The organism is Gemmobacter caeni (assembly GCF_003054195.1).
In the GTDB taxonomy this organism is placed as follows: Bacteria; Pseudomonadota; Alphaproteobacteria; order Rhodobacterales; family Rhodobacteraceae; genus Gemmobacter; species Gemmobacter caeni.
Genome location: NZ_QBKP01000011.1, coordinates 129,601 through 146,577, shown reverse-complemented (window position 1 = coordinate 146,577; position 16,977 = coordinate 129,601). Strand labels below are relative to the sequence as shown.

Here is a 16,977-nt window from a genome sequence, read left to right as displayed (position 1 = left end):
CGAACAATAACAGGGAGATAGCAATGAACGGTCCTTTTGAACGTGACTGCGTGGATATCCTGCAAACCCGCCTGAAGCGCGGCCAGATCTCGCGCCGCGATTTCACCACCGGCCTTGCGCTGCTTTTGGGCACCTCTGCGCTGGGTCTGCGCGGCACCCCGGCGCTGGCTGAAACCAAGGAACTGGTCTTCGTCAACTGGGGCGGCGATGCCGGAGCCGCCTATGACGAGGCCTATGGCAAGGCTTTCCTCGAAGCCACCGGCATCACGGTAAAGCAGGACGGCTCGGGCCCGACTGAAGGCGCCATCGCGGCACAGGTCGAAAGCGGCAAGCCTTCGTGGGATATCGTCGACGTTGATCCCTTCTCGGCCGAGGCCCTGGGCAAGAAGGACATGATGGAAAAGATCGACTACGCGGTGGTCGACAAGGGCAAGATGCGGCCCGGTTTCGGCTGGGACCATTCGGCCTCCAGCTATTTCTACAGCTATATCATCGCCTATGACGCTGCGAAGTTCAAAGACAACCCGCCGAAATCCATGGCCGATTTCTTTGACACCGAAAAATTCCCCGGCAAGCGCAGCATGTACAAATGGGGCACGGGCATGTGGGAAGCGGCGCTTCTGGCCGATGGCGTGGCGCCGGACCAGTTGTATCCGCTCGACCTCAAGCGCGCGCATGACAAGATCGCCGCCTTCAAGGACAATGTGGTGGCCTTCTGGGGCGGCGGTTCGGAAAGCCAGTCGATCCTCCTGAACGGTGAGGCGTCGATGGCGCTGATCTGGTCAACCCGCGCGAAGCTGATCGAGGAAGACAGCGAAGGCGATGTGGCCTTCATCTGGGATCAGGGGCTGGTCGCGCCCGGCGCCATGGGCGTGGTGAAGGGAAATCCGGGTGGCGCGGCAGCTGCGATGCAGTTCATCGCCTCGGCGCAAGACCCCGAAAAGCAGATCGTCATGTTCCGCATGTTGGGGCAAGGCCCGGCCAATCCGGCGGCGGATGCGATGCTGCCCGCCGAGGACGCGCGGTATAACCCCGTGGATCCGGCGAATTTCGCGGTTCAGATCCCGCTCGACATGGCCTGGTATGAAGAAAACTACGGCCCGGCGCTGGACGAATACCTCAAGATCATCTCTGCCTGAGCCCTTCGCCGCCTCCGGTCCCGCACCGGGGGCGGCCCTGAACCGGAGCCGCCCAACCCGGAGCCGCCATGACATCGCGCCACATCCTGCTGCTTGGCCCGCTGCTGCTGTTGCTCGGCGCAGCATATCTCGTGCCGTTCCTCGGTGTCATGCAGTGGAGCGTGACCCTGCCGGAACCCGGCCTTGGCCAGTATCGCACCGCACTGACCGACCCTTTGGTGCTGGGTGTGATCTGGCGCACGTTGCGCATCTGCGCGCTGGTGACGGTGCTGTCGGTCGCGGCGGCCTATGTGATGACTCTGGTCTGGGTGCGCGGCGGGCCGGTGGCGCGGCTGGTGGTGGAACTGTGCATCCTCATCCCCTTCTGGATTTCGGTCCTCACGCGGGCCTTTGGCTGGCTGGCGCTTCTGTCGAACAAGGGGCTGGTCAATGGCTGGCTGCAAACGCTGGGCATCATTTCCGAACCTTTGACACTGGTGCGCAACGAATTCGGCGTCGTGCTGGGGATGGTGCATTTCCTGGTCCCCTTCGCGGTCTTCCCGCTCGCCTCGTCCATGCGCGCCGTGGATGAGCGTGTGCTGATGGCCGCGCGCGGCATGGGGGCCAGCCGTGCGCGCATCTTCTGGCAGATCTTCGTGCCGATGACGAAAAGCGGCATCCTTGGCGCCGTGCTGCTGGTCTTCGTCTTCGCGCTGGGTTTCTTCGTCACCCCGGCCATCCTTGGCGGCGGGCGCAGCGTGATGGTGGCGGAACTGATCTACCTGCGCATTTTCCAAAGCCCGGACTGGGGCCTTGGCGCTGCGATCAGCGTAATCCTGATGATCGCCGTCGGCGCCCTGCTGGCCCTGATGCTGCGCCAGACAAAAGGAGCGGCCCGATGATCCAGCTGCGCCCCGGCCCGATCCCGCTGATCCTCGCGGCACTGATCGCCGTGTTCCTTCTGATGCCGCTGATTGCTGTGATCCCGGTCAGCTTCACCCCGAACCGCTATCTGTCCGTCCCCGATGCCGAATGGTCCTTGCGCCATTACCGCAGCCTGCTCGACAAGCCGGTCTGGGCCGAGGGCATCTGGCTGTCCATCCGCATCGGCCTTGTCGCCTCGGTGGTGGCAACGGCGCTGGCCACGGCTTTTGCGTTGGGGATCTGGATGTTGCAGCCGCGTTTTGCGGGGCTTCTGATGGGGCTGGCGCTGCTGCCGATGGTGGCGCCGCCGGTCGTTTCGGCGCTGACGCTTTATTTCTTCCTCATCACGCTCTCAAAGGTGAACGGCGTCATCGCCTATGACACCTGGGCGGGGGTGGCACTGGCTCATGCGGTGATGATCGCGCCCTTCGCGGTGGTATTGATCTCGGTCGCGCTGTCACAGCTTGACCGCCGCATCGACCTTGCAGCCCGGTCGATGGGTGCGGGCGTGATGACGCGGGTGTTCGGGGTAATCCTGCCCAATATCCGCTTCACCCTGCTGACCGCGCTTTTCCTGACCTTCGTCCTGTCGTGGGAGGAGATCGGCGTGACGCTGTTCATCACTTCGGTCAATGCGGTGACGCTGCCGCGGCTGATGTGGATGGGGCTGCGCGACAACATCGACCCGGCCATCGCCGCAATCTCGGTGGTGCTGATCGCCATCGTCGTGGCGGTGATCCTGGGCAAGACCCTCTGGCAATTGCGGAAAGCGAAGTAACCGATGAGCACCGACATCTCGACCGGCGTCTGGCTGACGCAGGCGCTGCGCGCCTATGGGGTGGACACCGTTTTCGGCATCCCCGGCGTGCATACGATCGAGCTTTACCGTGGCCTTTCGGGCAGCGGCATCCGCCATGTTACGCCGCGCCACGAACAGGGGGCGGGGTTCATGGCCGATGGCTATGCCCGCGCCAGTGGACGGCCGGGTGTATGCTTCATCATCTCCGGCCCCGGCATGACGAATATCCTGACCGCCATGGGGCAGGCCTATGCGGATTCGGTGCCGATGCTGGTGATTTCCACCGTCAACGCCCATGGCCGCATGGGCTCGGGCGAGGGCTGGCTGCATGAATTGCCGAACCAGCAGGCCGTGGTTGCCGGCGTGAGCGCCTTCAGCCGCACCGTCCACCGCCCCGAGGAGCTGGCAACCGCGCTGGCACAGGCTTTCGCGCTGTTCGAGGGCGGGCGCCCGCGGCCGGTGCATCTGGAGCTTCCCATCGACGTGATGCTGGCCCCGGCCGGGCACCTGCCCCTGCCCAAACCCGCCCGCACCCCGCGCCCTGCCCCGGCACAATCGGCGGTGGCCGAGGCGGCGGCGATGCTGTCTGCGGCTCGCGCGCCGGTGATCCTTGCAGGCGGCGGTGCCACCCGTGCGACCGCCCTGCCTGCTTTGGCAGAAGCGCTGGATGCGCCGCTGGTGATGACGACCAATGCACGCGGCATCCTCCCACCGGGTCATCCGCTGGCGGTGACGCTGACCGCCTCGAGGCCCGAAACCCGCGCGCTGATCGCAGGGGCGGATGTGGTGCTGGCGGTAGGCACAGAACTGGGGCCGACCGACTACGACATGTATGAGGATGGTGGCTTCGCCATCCCCGGACGGCTGATCCGGCTGGACATCGACCCGGTGCAGACCCATCGCGGCAAGGCACCCGACCTCTGCCTGACCGGCGACGCAGGTGAAGGCACGGCGGCGCTGCTTGCCGCCATCACCCCGCGCGACACGCGGGATGGCGCCGCCCGCGCCGCCGCCGCGCAAGCCGGATTGTCCGCCCTGCCCGCGCCGTTGCGCGGAGATCTGGCCCTGTTGGATCTTCTTCGCGATACCCTGCCCGACACGCTTATCGTAGGGGACAGCACACAGGCCGTTTATGCGGGCAACATGGGCTTCGCCGCAGCCCGGCCCGGCGGCTATTTCAACTCGGCCACCGGCTTTGGCACGCTCGGCTACGGCCTGCCTGCCGCCACGGGAGCCGCCCTGGCAGAGGGGCGGCCGGTTCTGGCCCTGATCGGCGATGGCGGGCTGCAATTCACGCTGGCCGAACTGACCACCGCCGTGGAGGCCCGCGCGCCGGTTATCCTGCTTTGCTATGACAACAAGGGCTATGGCGAGATCAAATCCGCCATGGTCGCGCAGAACGTGCCACCGCTGGGGGTGGATATCCTGACACCTGATCTTGGCGCGATTGCGCACGCCTGCGGATGGAAGGTGTGCGGTGTGACGGATGCCAGCGAATTGCGGCGGGCAGTCCTTGAGGCGGCGGCGCGCGGCGATTGCACGATGATCCTTTATGGCGAGGCGCTGCGCGAAAGCCTGCGCTGAGCGCCCGGCGGCACTGTCGCAAAGGTGAGTCTTTGGGCAAGAAGCAAAGTTGCAAAGCGGGCCGCGCTGCGGCAGACCGGGCGCATGGATGCCCATGCCTTCACATTTGCCAGCTGTGCGCTTCGGGCGTTGCCTTCCGGTGCACTTCACTGGCCTGAGCAAAGCCTGCTGGTCGTGTCCGACCTGCATTTCGGCAAATCCGCCCGGCTGGCGCGGCGCGGTGGCGCGCTGTTGCCCCCTTACGAGACGCGCGCGACGCTGGCCCGGCTTGACGCCGATCTTGAAGCGACAACGGCGGCGCGGGTGATCTGTCTGGGCGACAGTTTCGACGATCTGACGGCCAGCGACGAGATGGACGAGGCTGACCGGCTCTGGCTGCTGCGTCTGATGGCCGGGCGCGACTGGCGATGGATCGAGGGCAATCACGACCCGGGGCCTGGCAATATCGGTGGCACGCATCTGGCCGAAACACGGATTGGCCCCTTGCACTTTCGCCACATTGCAGTAGCGCAAGCGACTGCCGAGGTTTCGGGGCATTTCCACCCGAAACTTACGCTCGCCGGTCAGCGGCGGCCCTGTTTCCTGCTGTCAGATCCTGAACGTCTGATCCTGCCCGCCTATGGCGCTTATACCGGCGGCCTGGACTGCGGGGCGGCTGAACTCGCCCTGCTGATGGGTCCACAGGCGCTTGTGATCGCCACGGGGCGACGCTGCCTCGCGGTTCCCTATGCGGCTACGGTTCAGAGCAGCCAGCGCTCTTCCAGCTTTACGCGGTGAGTGCGGCTGACCGGCAGACGCAATTCCGGGCACATGCGCACCCAGATCCGGCCCCCCTCGCGCTCCACCCCCTTGATCGCCCAAAGCGCAACCCAGTGCGACCGATGGATCTGCACGCCCTCTTCCTCGCCGGTTTCCGCCATCGCATCGGCGAACCGCATCAGAAGGCTGCCCTTGCCGCGCACGGTGAAGACGTCGACATAGTGATCCCGCACCGTCAGCGCGACGAGGCGGCCGTGCAACTCGGGGTCCAGACGCTGGACGACGCGCGGCGGCGGAACCGTCTCGGTCTCGCTGGCCGGCAGGTCGGGAAGGATCGGCACCAGCGGGCTTGCCACATCATCGGGCCGGCTTTCGCGGGCGTGGCGGAACGCGCCGATACCCAGAGAGGTCGCGAAGATGAACAGCGCGATATCGGGCAGGTCGGGCGCTGTTGCCTTGTCGGGATCGAACATCCGATCTGCCAGCGCATGCAGCGGCAGGGTCATGATGACGGAGGAAAGCAGGGCGACAAGGAAAGCGCCACGCTGAAGGTCGCTCAATCCGATGACAGCGTGGACGAAAGCCCGGATCGCGGCGCCCACGCCGATCCCCATGGCAGAGATCACGCCCCAGAACAGCAGACGCGCGGGCAGATCCAGCGCAACGTAGCTGCCGAATGGCCCCGATATGCCGACAGTCAGCGTCAGCACAACCCAGGCGACAAGCGGAATCTTGCTACGGAAGTCTGCAATCAATGTAGCGACGAAACCAGACATCTGCACCAGGAACGCATGCAACCTGTCTGACTGGATAAGCGCAATCCCTGCCCTGTGCAATGTCTCCGGCCAGATTATCCAGCCGGGACATGCATTTGCGCCACAGGTCCTCTTCGGGGGCCGGTGATCAGGCGGTCAGGCCCGACGGCTCCGGCAGGCCATTGGCGCGGCAGCAGGCGGTCAGCGTATTTGCCAGCAGGCAGGCAATGGTCATCGGGCCGACACCACCAGGCACCGGGGTGATGGCCCCGGCCACCGCAGCCGCCGAGGCAAATTCAACGTCGCCGACCAGCTTGGTCTTGCCGTCACGTTCAATCCGGTTGATGCCCACGTCGATCACGGTGGCGCCAGGTTTCACATACTCGCCGGTGATCATCTCGGGGCGACCGACGGCGGCGACGAGGATGTCGGCACCACGGCAGACGGCGGCCAGATCCTTGGTCCGGCTATGTGCGATGGTCACGGTGCAGCTGTCCCCCAAGAGCAGTTGCGCCATGGGCTTGCCGACGATGTTCGACCGGCCCACCACGACCGCATTCATGCCGGCAAGCTTGCCGTGATGATCGCGCAGCATCATCAGACAGCCAAGCGGCGTGCAGGGCACCATGCTTTTCTGCCCGGTGCCCAGGAGACCGACGTTGGAGATATGGAACCCGTCCACATCCTTGGCCGGATCAATCGAGTTGATCACCAGTTCAGAGTTCAGATGCCCCGGCAGCGGCAGTTGCACAAGGATGCCATGGACCTTCGGATCTTTATTCAGCCGGTCGATCAGCGCCAGCAGATCGGCCTCCGAGGTATCCGCTTCCAACTTGTGCTCGAACGAAGCCATGCCAGCTTCGACCGTCTGCTTGCCCTTGGACGAGACATAGACCTGGCTTGCCGGGTCTTCACCCACCAGCACGACCGCGAGGCCGGGCTGGATGCCATGTTCCTCTTTCAGGCGCGCGACATGGGCCGCCACCTCGCCCCGCACCTTGGCTGCAAAAGCCTTGCCGTCAATGATTGCCGCCGTCATGTCCGTTCTCCCTACCGTTCGACCGCGAAGGCGGCGCTGTAATGATCCATTTGCATGCGGGTCGCCAGAACCGCGTTTTTCAGAAGGGTCGCCACCGTCACCGGACCGACCCCGCCGGGCACCGGGGTGATCCAGCCCGCGACTTTGGCGCAGCTTTCGAAATCGGCATCACCCACTGTCTTGCCCTCAACCCGGTTGATCCCGATGTCGATGAGCGCGGCGCCCGGCTTCAGCATGGCGCCCGTGACAAGGCCGGGTTTTCCAACCGCGACAAAGACCGCATCGGCGGCGCGGCTGTGCACCGCCACCTGCCGGGTCATGTGGTGACATACGGTCACCGTGGCCCCCAGCCCCATCATCAGGAAGGCGATGGGCTTGCCCACGATCTCGCTGTGGCCGATCACACAGACATCCAGCCCTTCGATGTTCAATGGCAGGGTCTTGAGGATTTCCACCGCTGCGACGGCTGTGCAAGGGCCAAGGGCCAGGTCGTTATAGACGATATTGCCGATGGACGAGGGGTGCATCCCCTCGACATCCTTCAGCGGATGCACCGCCTTTTGCAGTGCCTTCACCGGAATATGCGGCGGCAACGGGCGCTGGATGATGATGCCGTTCACGCGCGGATCGGCGTTCAGGCCGATCATCACGCCAGTAAGTTGTTCAAGGCTGATGGTTGCCGGATAATTGCGGGCCTCGAAGGCCACACCGGCAGCCTCGGCCTGCCGCTGCTGGTTGCGGACGTAAAGCTCCGCCGCCGCCACATCGCCTACCGAGATGGAGACCAGCCGGGGGGCCCAGCCCCTGGCCGCAAGATCCGCCGCCTCGGCGCGGACCTCTTCCACCATGCGGGCCGCGATGGCCTTGCCGTCAATCAGGGTTGCCGTCATTTCCGACCCTTCCGGGGTCTCAGGCCCCCAGCACTTTTTCTTCGCGGGCAATCGACCAGTCGATCATCTGCCGCCAGAGCGTTTCGACCAGCGCCGGGTCCAGCCCCTCGGCTTCGGCCCGGGCGCGAACCTTGGCCACCACCTCTTCCACACGGGTATCGATCCGGGCGGGCAGCCCCTCGGCGGGCTTGAGTTCGGCGGCCCGGTCGATGTAACCGGACCGCCGTTTGATCAGCGCCACGATCTGACTGTCCAGCGCGTCGATTTCCACGCGCAGTTCCGTCATGTTGTGGCAGTCGGACGGGGCCTTCATCGCAACCTCCAGAGAGTTTCCCGCGAGGTAATCCCTCGCGGGGGAGATGGCAAGGCGGCGCCCGGTGCCGCGATCAGAACAGGCCTTCGACGAAGCCCTGGTCGTTCAGACGGATGACTTCGGCGCTCGGGACTTTCGGCAGGCCCGGCATGGTCATGATCTCGCCGCAGATCACCACGATGAAGCCCGCACCGGCGGACAGGCGCACTTCGCGGACCGGAACCGAATGGCCGGTGGGCGCGCCACGCAGGTTCGGATCGGTCGTGAAGCTGTATTGCGTCTTCGCCATGCAGATCGGCAGATGGCCATAGCCCGCCGCTTCCCAGGCCTTCAGCTGGTCGCGGATCGATTTGTCGGCCAGAACTTCATCCGCGTGATAGATGCGCTTGGCGATGGTTTCGACCTTCTGGAACAGCGGCATGTCATCGGGATACAGCGGCGAGAAGTTGGCAGCGCCGCTTTCGGCCAGCTGCACGACCTTCTTGGCCAGATCCTCGATGCCCGCAGACCCCTGCGCCCAGTGCTTGCAAAGGATCGCCTCGGCGCCCTGCGCGGCCACATAATCCTTCACGGCCTGCACTTCGGCATCGGTGTCGCTGTAGAAGTGGTTGATCGCAACCACCACCGGCACGCCGAAACCCTTCACGTTGGCGATGTGGCGGCCAAGGTTCGGGCAGCCTTTTTTGACCGCATCGACATTCTCGGCGCCCAGATCGGCCTTGGCGACGCCGCCGTTCATCTTCATCGCGCGAACGGTCGCCACGATCACCGCGGCAGCCGGCTTCAGCCCGGCCTTGCGGCACTTGATGTCGAAAAACTTCTCGGCGCCAAGGTCAGCCCCGAAACCGGCTTCGGTCACGACATAGTCGCCCAGCTTCAGCGCGGTCTTGGTCGCGATGACCGAGTTGCAGCCATGGGCGATGTTGGCGAACGGGCCGCCGTGCACGAAGGCCGGGTTGTTTTCCAGCGTCTGCACGAGGTTCGGCTGCATCGCGTCCTTCAGCAGAACGGTCATTGCACCATCTGCCTTGATGTCACGGCAGTAGACAGGCTGCTTGTCACGCGTATAGGCCACAACGATGTCGCCCAGACGCTTTTGCAGGTCTTCCAGATCGTTCGACAGGCAGAGGATCGCCATGACCTCCGAGGCCACGGTGATGTCAAACCCGGTCTGACGCGGGAAGCCATTCGACACGCCGCCGAGGCTGACCACGATGTCACGCAGCGCACGGTCATTCATGTCCATGACGCGGCGCCACACGACGCGGCGCTGGTCGATGCCCAGCGAGTTGCCCCAGTAGATGTGGTTGTCGATCATCGCCGACAGCAGGTTGTGCGCGCTGGTGATCGCATGGAAGTCGCCGGTGAAGTGGAGGTTCATTTCCTCCATCGGAACGACCTGGGCCATGCCGCCACCGGCCGCGCCACCCTTCATCCCGAAGTTCGGGCCAAGCGAGGCTTCGCGAATGCAGATCACGGCTTTCTTGCCGATCCGGTTCAGACCGTCGCCCAGACCCACGGTGGTGGTGGTCTTGCCTTCGCCCGCCGGGGTCGGGTTGATGGCGGTCACCAGCACCAGCTTGCCATCGGGCTTGCCCGCGAGGCTCTTGATGAAGTCCTGGCTCACCTTCGCCTTGTCATGGCCGTAGGGCAGCAGGTGTTCGGTCGGAATGCCAAGCTTCGTGCCGATTTCCTGAATCGGCTTCTTCTTGGCTTCGCGCGCAATCTCGATGTCGGTCTTGAAGGCCATTCTACTCTCCCTTGGGTGTGGCACCCCGATCTCATGGCAGCACGATACCGACATGAAACGGGGGCCACAGGACCGATTCCGACCTAAGCCCACGCAAAATCGCCAGTTGCGGTTTCCGATAGGAAACCCGCGCATCCAGGAATGAAGTTTTACCAAGAATAAAACCGTCCATCCGAAACCGACTCGGCCCAGGGATGCCGCATACCCCGAACGGGGCACGCCAGACCTGGCGGCCTGTGCAATTCTCGGCCCATTCAATTCAGGCCAGACAGAGATCCCCATGCCGAACACTATCTATGTCATCGACGAAACACCCGGAAAGGACCGGGAGCTGACCGCCACAGGATTGGGAAAGTTCTGGCTGGTGTTCCAGGGAAGCTATGAAAAACCGACCTCGATCCGTCTCGACAACTATGTCGAAAACGGCATTTCCAGCCAGGCTCGCGGCTTCTTCTACCATGTCGGAAACTGGGGCACCTCGCTGCTGGTCAACGGCTCTGTCGAGAATGCGCGCGGTTCCTCCGGCGCGGACTGGATCAGCGGGAACGAGCGCGACAACATTCTTTACGGCGACCCCACCCGCGACGGGCCTGGCGACAACGACACGCTGTTCGGGGCGGCGGGCGACGACACGATCTATGGCGGGGGCGGCCGGGATGACATGGGCGGCGCCGATGGCGATGATCTGCTTCATGGTGGCGCTGGCCGCGACACGCTTTCGGGTGGCGGCGGCAGCGACACGCTGATCGGCGGCGCCGGGGGTGATTCGATCTCTGGCGGGGCGGACGGAACCGACTGGGTATTCTACACGCAGTCATCGGCAGCGGTGGATGTGCGCCTGATCTCGGGCCAGACCAGCACCAGTTTCGGCGGTGATGCCGAGGGCGATCAAATCAATGGCGTCCACAATGTCCGGGGCAGTGCCTTCAATGACAAGATCAGCGATCTGCCTGAAAGCAACGCCTACAACGCCAACCGCTTTGACGGGATGGCCGGGCATGACCATCTGAAGATGGGCGGTGGCAACGATACGGCCAACGGGGGCGTTGGCAATGACACCATCGAAGGGGAGAGCGGCAATGACCGGCTGTTCGGCGGGAACGGAAACGACCGTATCTATGGCGGCGACGGACAGGACCGGCTGTTCGGTGGCGCCGGGTATAATCTGATGGATGGGGGTGCCGGTCGCGATACCGTCATTGGCGGCGACCAGCGGGAAACGCTCTGTGGTGGCACCGGCGACGACCTGCTCCGCGGCGCGGGGCAGAATGATCTGTTCTTCGGCGGCAAGGGCAGCGACCGGCTGCATGGCGATGCCGGAGACGATACGCTGATCGGCGGTCAGGGCCGCGACAGCCTGTTTGGCGGCGCGGGCGCGGATGAGTTCAAGTATATCGCGCGCGGCGAAAGCGATGCCGCTAGCGGCCGCGATACGATCATGGATTTCAACCGGGCCGATGGCGACAGGATCAACTTTGACCAGCTTGTCGGAACCGGCAGCTTCATTGGACATACCGCCTTTTCCGGCGAGGTCGGGGAGGTGCGCTTCATCTCCACAGCCAGCGGATCGCGGGTGTTCTTCGACGTGGATGGTGACGGTACGGCGGATTTCTCGGTCGATGTGGCGGGGGTGACGACGCTGCGCGCCGCGGACTTCATTCTTTGACAAACACGAAGAAAACCCGGCGGAAAGGCAGCAGCGCCCCGCCGTCGGGCAACAGCGGGTAGGCCCGCGCCAGCGCGGCATCATAGGCCGCCCGGAAGGCGGATGCCTCCGGGCGGTCAAGCCGCTCCAGATAGGGCCGCATGGCGGTCGATTCGGTAAAGGCCCGCACCGGATGCCCCTCGGTCACCGGGCCAAGCTGTTGCACATAGGTGGTTTCCCAGGCCAGAACATTGCCCAGCGGCGACAGCAACCGCCAATAATCTTCGGGTTTTGCAACGGCTTGTCGCTCAGGCAAGTCGCCGAAGCGTTCAGGGAACAAGGCTGCCGCCGTGTCGCGCAGCAACCTGTGCGAGGGCGCCTGCGTTTGCCTAGGCATCTGCACCGCCAACACCCCACCCTTCGGCAGCATCCCCGCCAGATGCGGCATCAGACGGGCATGATCGGAAAGCCATTGCAGAACGGCGTTGGAAAAGATCAGCGCAGGCGGTGTCTCGGGCTGCCAGGCGGCAATATCTGCCAGATGCAGGGCATCATAACCCTGCGCGGCCTTCAGCATGGCGGGCGAATTGTCGATACCGATCAGGGCCCGTTCAGGGAAAGCCGCCCGCAGCGCCGCCGCCGCCGCGCCGTCCCCGCATCCCAGATCGACCACCGGCCCCGGCGGCAGAGTGCCCACCTGCGCCATCAGATCCAGCGCGGGGCGCAAACGCAAACCCCGGAACTTTGCGTAAGCTCCGGGGTTCCAGTCTTTGTTCGCGGTAGCGGTCACGCCAGGGGCTCCGGCTCCAGCCCGCCCTCGGGTTTCTGCGCCTTGGGCTTGGTCTTGGGGATGGCCACGACCGAAGTGCCTCCATCGCCCGGAGTGCTGTCGTCCCCGCCCAGCGTCTCGCCCGCCACGACCTTGCGAATCTCGTCGCCGGTCAGGGTTTCGTATTCCAGAAGCCCCTTGGCCAGCCGCTCGAACTCATCCGACTTGTCGATCAGGATCTGACGCGCAGCTTCATACCCGTCGTCGATCAGGCGTTTCACCTCGTCCTCGATCATTTCCTTGGTATGCGCAGAGACCGAGAAACCGGCGGTATTGCCCTGATAGCCTTCATGCGCTTCGGCATAGTCGATGTTGCCGACCTTGTCGGACATACCCCAGCGCATCACCATGGCACGCGCAAGGCTGGAGGCCTGCTGAATGTCGCCCGCCGGGCCGGAGGACACGCCCTCTTCACCGTATTTCAGGATCTCGGCCGCCTTGCCTGCCATGGTCATGGCGATCTTCTGCTTGGCCTCGTCCTTATGCATGTTCAGACGGTCCATCTCGGGCAGGCTGACCACCATACCGAGGGCGCCGCCGCGCGGAATGATGGTGGCCTTATAGACCGGATCACATTTCGGCAGCGCCATGCCGACGATGGCGTGGCCGGCCTCATGATAGGCGGTCTTTTCCTTCTGGTCCTGCGTCAGCACCATGGACCGGCGCTGCGCGCCCATCATCACCTTGTCCTTCGCATTCTCGAAGTCATCCATGGTGACGAAACGGCGGCCGACGCGGGCAGCCATCAGCGCCGCCTCGTTCACGAGGTTCATCAGATCGGCGCCCGAAAAGCCCGGCGTACCACGCGCGATGGTGCGCAGGTCGACATCCGGCCCCAGCGGCACCTTGCGGGCATGGACGGTCAGGATCTTCTCACGCCCCTTGATATCGGGGTTCGGCACATGGATCTGACGGTCGAAGCGGCCGGGGCGCAGCAGCGCCGGGTCCAGCACATCCTTGCGGTTGGTGGCCGCGACGATGATCACGCCTTCATTGGCCTCGAACCCGTCCATCTCGACAAGCAGCTGGTTCAGCGTCTGTTCGCGTTCGTCATTGCCGCCGCCGATGCCCACGCCACGCGCGCGACCCACGGCGTCGATCTCGTCAATAAAGACGATACAGGGCGCATTCTTCTTGGCCTGTTCGAACATGTCGCGCACCCGGGATGCGCCGACGCCCACAAACATTTCGACGAAGTCGGAACCCGAGATGGTGAAGAAGGGAACGCCCGCCTCACCCGCGATGGCGCGCGCGAGCAGCGTCTTGCCGGTGCCGGGCGGGCCGACAAGCAGCGCGCCTTTCGGGATCTTGCCGCCCAGACGGCTGAACTTCTGCGGGTTGCGCAGGAATTCGACGATCTCTTCCAGCTCTTCCTTGGCCTCGTCGATGCCCGCCACATCGTCAAAGGTCACGCGGCCATGTTTTTCGGTCAGCAGCTTCGCCCGGCTTTTCCCAAAGCCCATGGCACCGCCACGCCCGCCACCCTGCATCCGGTTCATGAAGAAGATCCAGATGCCGATGAGAATCAGGAAGGGCAGCCAGAGGCTGAGCAGATTCAGGAACCCCGATTGCTCCTGCGGTTCGGCCCGCACCTCGACGCCCTTGGCAATAAGTCGATCCGTCACCTCTTCGTCCTGAGGTTTCACGGTGGAATAGGTATTGCCGTCCTTGCTGCGGACGATGACCCGCTCGCCGTCCAGCGTGACACTGGAGACCTGCCCCTGATCGACCCGCGCGATGAATTCGGAATAGGAAAGATTGCGCGAGGCCGTGGTGGTCGTGCCGCCGCTGAACATGTTGAACAGCGCCAAGATCAGCAGGAACAGGACCACCCAGAAAGCGATATTGCGTGCGTTGCCCACGAGGAACTCCTAAAGGGGGCGGCGCAGGTCACCCCCGCCGCATCTTTTGACCTAAAATAGACATCTGGCGCGGGGGTTCAATGCGCCAAGATGAACATTCCGAAGGATGGGCCGAGAGTCGCACCCCAATCCGGCTCTGGCCGGGCCAGCGGGGCGGCGATCAGCCGGTCCCCCTGCCAGACGGCCGGGCTGACAATCAGAGCCTCGCGCGAGGCCAGATCCCGCCAGCCGGGACATTGGCGCAGCCCCGCAACCCCGAGAGCGGCGAGAGTCTGACCCTCCGCCAGCGGCCCCACTACCCGCCATCTGTGATCCCACAACTGCGCCGCCGGAACCGGCCCCATCACGGCGCGCGGTTCACGGCTGATGACAAGGGTTTCCTGCCGCCAGCGAAACCGGACACCACCCAGCGTGGCGTCCCGGTGGTCATGCAAGGTGGACATCAGCCGCAGCAGTTGTTCGGCACGCGGCGGATAACCTGCCCCGTTCATCCAGCGAATCGCATGGCTGAGAAGCCGCCGCTCCAGCTCTGCCCCAAGCGCACACAGACCGTCCGCGCTTAGATGCAATGCCCCCGCACGCTCGGTGACATGGGTTTCGACAGCTTGTGCCAGCGCCATCTGCAACGCGCTGCGCGCGTCGAAAAGATGCTGCGTGCTGGCCAGAAGTCGTTCAACCGTGATGCCTAACGGCTTCAGCGCCCGCAGCGCGCGGCGGGCCTTCACACGGGTGAAGCGGTCATTCTCGTTCGAAGGGTCGTCAATCCAGGTCACGCTGTTTCGGCGCAGATAGTCGCGCAAAACCTCACGCCGCTTCTGCAACAGCGGGCGATACCAGCGAATGCCATGTTCCAGCCAGCCCCGACGCATGCCCGACAAGCCATCCAGCCCCGCCGCGCGCGACAGGTTCATGAGAAACGACTCCGCCTGATCGTCCGCCGTATGACCAAGGGCGACATGACCAACCCCGCGTGCGACGGCCCAGTCCGCGATCAGGCACAGCCGGGCGCGGCGGGCCTGATCCATCAGGTTTCCGGTCTCCTGCGGCCCCCGCCAGCGCAGGATTTCATGCGCGACCCCCTGGCGGGCGCAGAAAGCCGCGACCCCGGCGGCTTCGTCCGCCGCCTCGGGCCGCAGCCCGTGATCCACCGTCACCGCATGCAGCAGATATCCCTCCGACGGCGCAAGGCGGTGCAAAAGATGCAACAGCGCCATCGAATCGCCACCGCCCGAAACGGCCACCCCGACAGACAAAGGCGCAGCCGGATCGGGCCGCGCCTTTGCAAACACCTGAGCAACAGCATCAAGGAGGTCCGTATCCTCCGTATCCGGCACGGGCGCGCCGGTCACTGGCAGGCCAGCGCCGCGATCTTGCCCTGCGCCTCGGTCGCGGCGGTGGAGCCGGGGAAGCGGGTGCCGACCTCCTGCAGGGTCACACAGGCGTCCGAAACCTGCCCAAGATCGGCCAGCCCCTGCCCCAGACGCACCAGCGCATCGCCTGCTTTCGGGCCTTCCGGCTGCGCCGAAAAAGCATCCAGCCAGGCCCGCGCCGCATTGACGGTATCGCCCGCCTGTTGCAGCGCGTCACCCCGCAGGATCTGCGCCTCCTGCATCAGGGGGCTGCCCGGATAGGCCGAGGCAAAGGCACCAAACTTTTCCGCGGCGGTGCGAAAGTCACCCTGACCGAGCACCTCCTTGGCCCGGTCAAAGTCTGCCTGTTCGCCCACAGCAAGCTCGGGCCCCCCGGCGGTCGGGGCGGTTACGACAGGGGCGGCCACATTGCCTCCGCCCAAAGGTTGCGTCGGCGGCAGCGATCCTACGTCGCCCCCCTCAAGCTCGGTGACGCGGAACTCCAGATCACCCAGCCGGTTGGTGCCGTCGGTGACCACGCGGTTCACCTTCAGTTCCACCTGTTCAGTCTGCGCGGTCAGCCGCGTCAGCGCCGCCTCGATCGAATCGAGCCGTTGCAGCGCATTGCCACCTGCCGCGCCATTCTGGATGGCGCCGGTAGTGATCAGCTCCTGCTTGAGGCCCGTGAACTCGGCGTTCAGTGCCGCAAGTTCGGCCTTGATGTCGGCCAGCGACTGCGCCCGGTCCTGCGCGATGGCGGAACCGGACATCAGCAGCAGGGCCAGTGCCGCGAAACGCAGTCTCATCGGCTCAGGCCCCCGCCCCCATCGACAGCACGGTCACCGCGCGACGGTTCTTCGAGAAACAGGCTTCCGACGGGCACACCTCGACCGGGCGCTCCTTGCCGTAGGAAATGGTCCGCATCCGGTGGGCCGCAACGCCCTGCGAGATCAGATAGTTCTGCACCGCGCTGGCGCGACGGGCGCCGAGGGCAAGGTTGTATTCACGCGTGCCCTGTTCGTCGGCGTGGCCTTCGACGATGATCGCGTAGTCGGCATGGCTTTGCAGCCATTGCGCCTGCTGCGCCAGAATGGTCTGCGCCTCGGGCGACAGGGTCGACTGGTCGACAAGGAACAGCACGCGGTCACCGATGGTCTGGTTGAAATAGGCCACCGAGTTGGGGTCGCTGGGGCCACCGAGCCCTTGCGAGCCGATGCCACCGGCACCACCCGCACCGCCTGCACCACCGGCGCCGCCCGCACCGTAGCGATCAGGGTTGTTACAAGCTGCCAGACCCAGAACGGCCAGCAACATCAGAGCTTTCGCAGTATACGCCATATCTTTTCTGTCCTTCGTTGTGC

General features: G+C 64.6%; 16 protein-coding genes. 6 read left to right on the top strand and 10 right to left on the bottom strand.

The features are described 5' to 3' along the window. The first annotated feature begins 23 nt into the window (after positions 1 to 23). The 5 genes from C8N34_RS16865 (at position 24) to pdeM (ending at position 5,202) form a co-directional block, all read left to right on the top strand. Positions 24 to 1,139, top strand: coding sequence for an ABC transporter substrate-binding protein (locus C8N34_RS16865; RefSeq protein WP_054302800.1), 1,116 nt, complete (start codon positions 24 to 26; stop codon positions 1,137 to 1,139). A gap of 68 nt (positions 1,140 to 1,207) precedes the next feature. After that, entirely contained in the window at positions 1,208 to 2,020 is an 813-nt protein-coding gene (locus C8N34_RS16860) for an ABC transporter permease (protein WP_108129750.1), read from the top strand. Then, complete coding sequence (locus C8N34_RS16855) at positions 2,017 to 2,820, top strand: ABC transporter permease (RefSeq protein ID WP_054302798.1); 804 nt, start codon at positions 2,017 to 2,019, stop codon at positions 2,818 to 2,820. Before C8N34_RS16860 ends, C8N34_RS16855 begins: the two co-directional genes overlap by 4 nt. A 3-nt stretch (positions 2,821 to 2,823) precedes the next feature. Further along, positions 2,824 to 4,425: a 5-guanidino-2-oxopentanoate decarboxylase gene (locus C8N34_RS16850; RefSeq protein ID WP_108129749.1), complete on the top strand. Its 1,602-nt coding sequence runs from the start codon at positions 2,824 to 2,826 to the stop codon at positions 4,423 to 4,425. An 84-nt stretch (positions 4,426 to 4,509) separates the two neighbouring features. Then, positions 4,510 to 5,202 (top strand): ligase-associated DNA damage response endonuclease PdeM, encoded by a 693-nt coding sequence (gene pdeM / locus C8N34_RS16845; protein WP_108129748.1) that lies wholly within the window; start codon positions 4,510 to 4,512, stop codon positions 5,200 to 5,202. On the opposite strand, the gene C8N34_RS16840 is transcribed toward pdeM, so the two are convergent. The 5 genes from C8N34_RS16840 to C8N34_RS16820 form a co-directional block, all read right to left on the bottom strand. Beyond that, the gene (locus C8N34_RS16840) at positions 5,166 to 5,960 is read right to left on the bottom strand and encodes a LytTR family DNA-binding domain-containing protein (protein ID WP_145693634.1); all 795 of its coding nucleotides are present in this window, start codon (positions 5,958 to 5,960) and stop codon (positions 5,166 to 5,168) included. The two genes, pdeM and C8N34_RS16840, sit on opposite strands and share 37 nt — an antisense overlap. A gap of 127 nt (positions 5,961 to 6,087) precedes the next feature. Beyond that, a complete protein-coding gene (gene folD, locus C8N34_RS16835; protein ID WP_108129746.1) occupies positions 6,088 to 6,978 on the bottom strand; it encodes a bifunctional methylenetetrahydrofolate dehydrogenase/methenyltetrahydrofolate cyclohydrolase FolD in 891 nt (296 codons plus the stop codon). An 11-nt stretch (positions 6,979 to 6,989) separates the two neighbouring features. Further along, positions 6,990 to 7,868 (bottom strand): bifunctional 5,10-methylenetetrahydrofolate dehydrogenase/5,10-methenyltetrahydrofolate cyclohydrolase, encoded by an 879-nt coding sequence (locus C8N34_RS16830; RefSeq protein WP_054302793.1) that lies wholly within the window; start codon positions 7,866 to 7,868, stop codon positions 6,990 to 6,992. Between the two features lie 19 nt (positions 7,869 to 7,887). Continuing rightward, on the bottom strand, positions 7,888 to 8,181 hold the full coding sequence (locus C8N34_RS16825; protein ID WP_054302792.1) for a chorismate mutase: 294 nt from the start codon (positions 8,179 to 8,181) through the stop codon (positions 7,888 to 7,890). Between the two features lie 73 nt (positions 8,182 to 8,254). Beyond that, the gene (locus C8N34_RS16820) at positions 8,255 to 9,931 is read right to left on the bottom strand and encodes a formate--tetrahydrofolate ligase (RefSeq protein ID WP_054302791.1); all 1,677 of its coding nucleotides are present in this window, start codon (positions 9,929 to 9,931) and stop codon (positions 8,255 to 8,257) included. Positions 9,932 to 10,211: 280 nt separating this feature from the next. On the opposite strand from C8N34_RS16820, the gene C8N34_RS16815 reads away from it, so the two are divergent. Continuing rightward, the gene (locus tag C8N34_RS16815) at positions 10,212 to 11,597 is read left to right on the top strand and encodes a calcium-binding protein (RefSeq protein ID WP_108129745.1); all 1,386 of its coding nucleotides are present in this window, start codon (positions 10,212 to 10,214) and stop codon (positions 11,595 to 11,597) included. On the opposite strand, the gene C8N34_RS16810 is transcribed toward C8N34_RS16815, so the two are convergent. The 5 genes from C8N34_RS16810 to pal all read right to left on the bottom strand — a co-directional run bounded on the left by C8N34_RS16810 (position 11,587) and on the right by pal (position 16,954). Continuing rightward, positions 11,587 to 12,366, bottom strand: a complete 780-nt coding sequence (locus tag C8N34_RS16810; RefSeq protein WP_229825618.1) for a methyltransferase domain-containing protein — start codon at positions 12,364 to 12,366, stop codon at positions 11,587 to 11,589. The genes C8N34_RS16815 and C8N34_RS16810 overlap by 11 nt on opposite strands. Beyond that, entirely contained in the window at positions 12,363 to 14,267 is a 1,905-nt protein-coding gene (gene ftsH / locus C8N34_RS16805) for an ATP-dependent zinc metalloprotease FtsH (protein WP_108129743.1), read from the bottom strand. Before ftsH ends, C8N34_RS16810 begins: the two co-directional genes overlap by 4 nt. A gap of 77 nt (positions 14,268 to 14,344) precedes the next feature. Further along, positions 14,345 to 15,616 carry a tRNA lysidine(34) synthetase TilS gene (tilS, locus tag C8N34_RS16800; protein WP_108129742.1) on the bottom strand — a complete coding sequence of 424 codons (1,272 nt, stop codon included), beginning with the start codon at positions 15,614 to 15,616 and terminating at the stop codon, positions 14,345 to 14,347. Continuing rightward, positions 15,613 to 16,422 (bottom strand): tol-pal system protein YbgF, encoded by an 810-nt coding sequence (gene ybgF / locus C8N34_RS16795; protein ID WP_108129741.1) that lies wholly within the window; start codon positions 16,420 to 16,422, stop codon positions 15,613 to 15,615. The genes tilS and ybgF overlap by 4 nt, the downstream gene beginning before the upstream one ends. A gap of 4 nt (positions 16,423 to 16,426) precedes the next feature. Continuing rightward, positions 16,427 to 16,954, bottom strand: coding sequence for a peptidoglycan-associated lipoprotein Pal (pal, locus tag C8N34_RS16790; protein WP_054302785.1), 528 nt, complete (start codon positions 16,952 to 16,954; stop codon positions 16,427 to 16,429). Positions 16,955 to 16,977 lie beyond the last annotated feature (23 nt).

Excerpts from the sequence above, each read along its gene's own strand:
- C8N34_RS16865 (WP_054302800.1), top strand. The coding sequence starts at position 24 with ATGAACGGTCCTTTTGAACGTGACTGCGTGGATATCCTGCAAACCCGC.
- C8N34_RS16860 (WP_108129750.1), top strand. The coding sequence starts at position 1,208 with ATGACATCGCGCCACATCCTGCTGCTTGGCCCGCTGCTGCTGTTGCTC.
- C8N34_RS16855 (WP_054302798.1), top strand. The coding sequence starts at position 2,017 with ATGATCCAGCTGCGCCCCGGCCCGATCCCGCTGATCCTCGCGGCACTG.
- C8N34_RS16850 (WP_108129749.1), top strand. The coding sequence starts at position 2,824 with ATGAGCACCGACATCTCGACCGGCGTCTGGCTGACGCAGGCGCTGCGC.
- pdeM (WP_108129748.1), top strand. The coding sequence starts at position 4,510 with ATGGATGCCCATGCCTTCACATTTGCCAGCTGTGCGCTTCGGGCGTTG.
- C8N34_RS16840 (WP_145693634.1), bottom strand. The coding sequence starts at position 5,960 with ATGTCTGGTTTCGTCGCTACATTGATTGCAGACTTCCGTAGCAAGATT.
- folD (WP_108129746.1), bottom strand. The coding sequence starts at position 6,978 with ATGACGGCGGCAATCATTGACGGCAAGGCTTTTGCAGCCAAGGTGCGG.
- C8N34_RS16830 (WP_054302793.1), bottom strand. The coding sequence starts at position 7,868 with ATGACGGCAACCCTGATTGACGGCAAGGCCATCGCGGCCCGCATGGTG.
- C8N34_RS16825 (WP_054302792.1), bottom strand. The coding sequence starts at position 8,181 with ATGAAGGCCCCGTCCGACTGCCACAACATGACGGAACTGCGCGTGGAA.
- C8N34_RS16820 (WP_054302791.1), bottom strand. The coding sequence starts at position 9,931 with ATGGCCTTCAAGACCGACATCGAGATTGCGCGCGAAGCCAAGAAGAAG.
- C8N34_RS16815 (WP_108129745.1), top strand. The coding sequence starts at position 10,212 with ATGCCGAACACTATCTATGTCATCGACGAAACACCCGGAAAGGACCGG.
- ybgF (WP_108129741.1), bottom strand. The coding sequence starts at position 16,422 with ATGAGACTGCGTTTCGCGGCACTGGCCCTGCTGCTGATGTCCGGTTCC.
- pal (WP_054302785.1), bottom strand. The coding sequence starts at position 16,954 with ATGGCGTATACTGCGAAAGCTCTGATGTTGCTGGCCGTTCTGGGTCTG.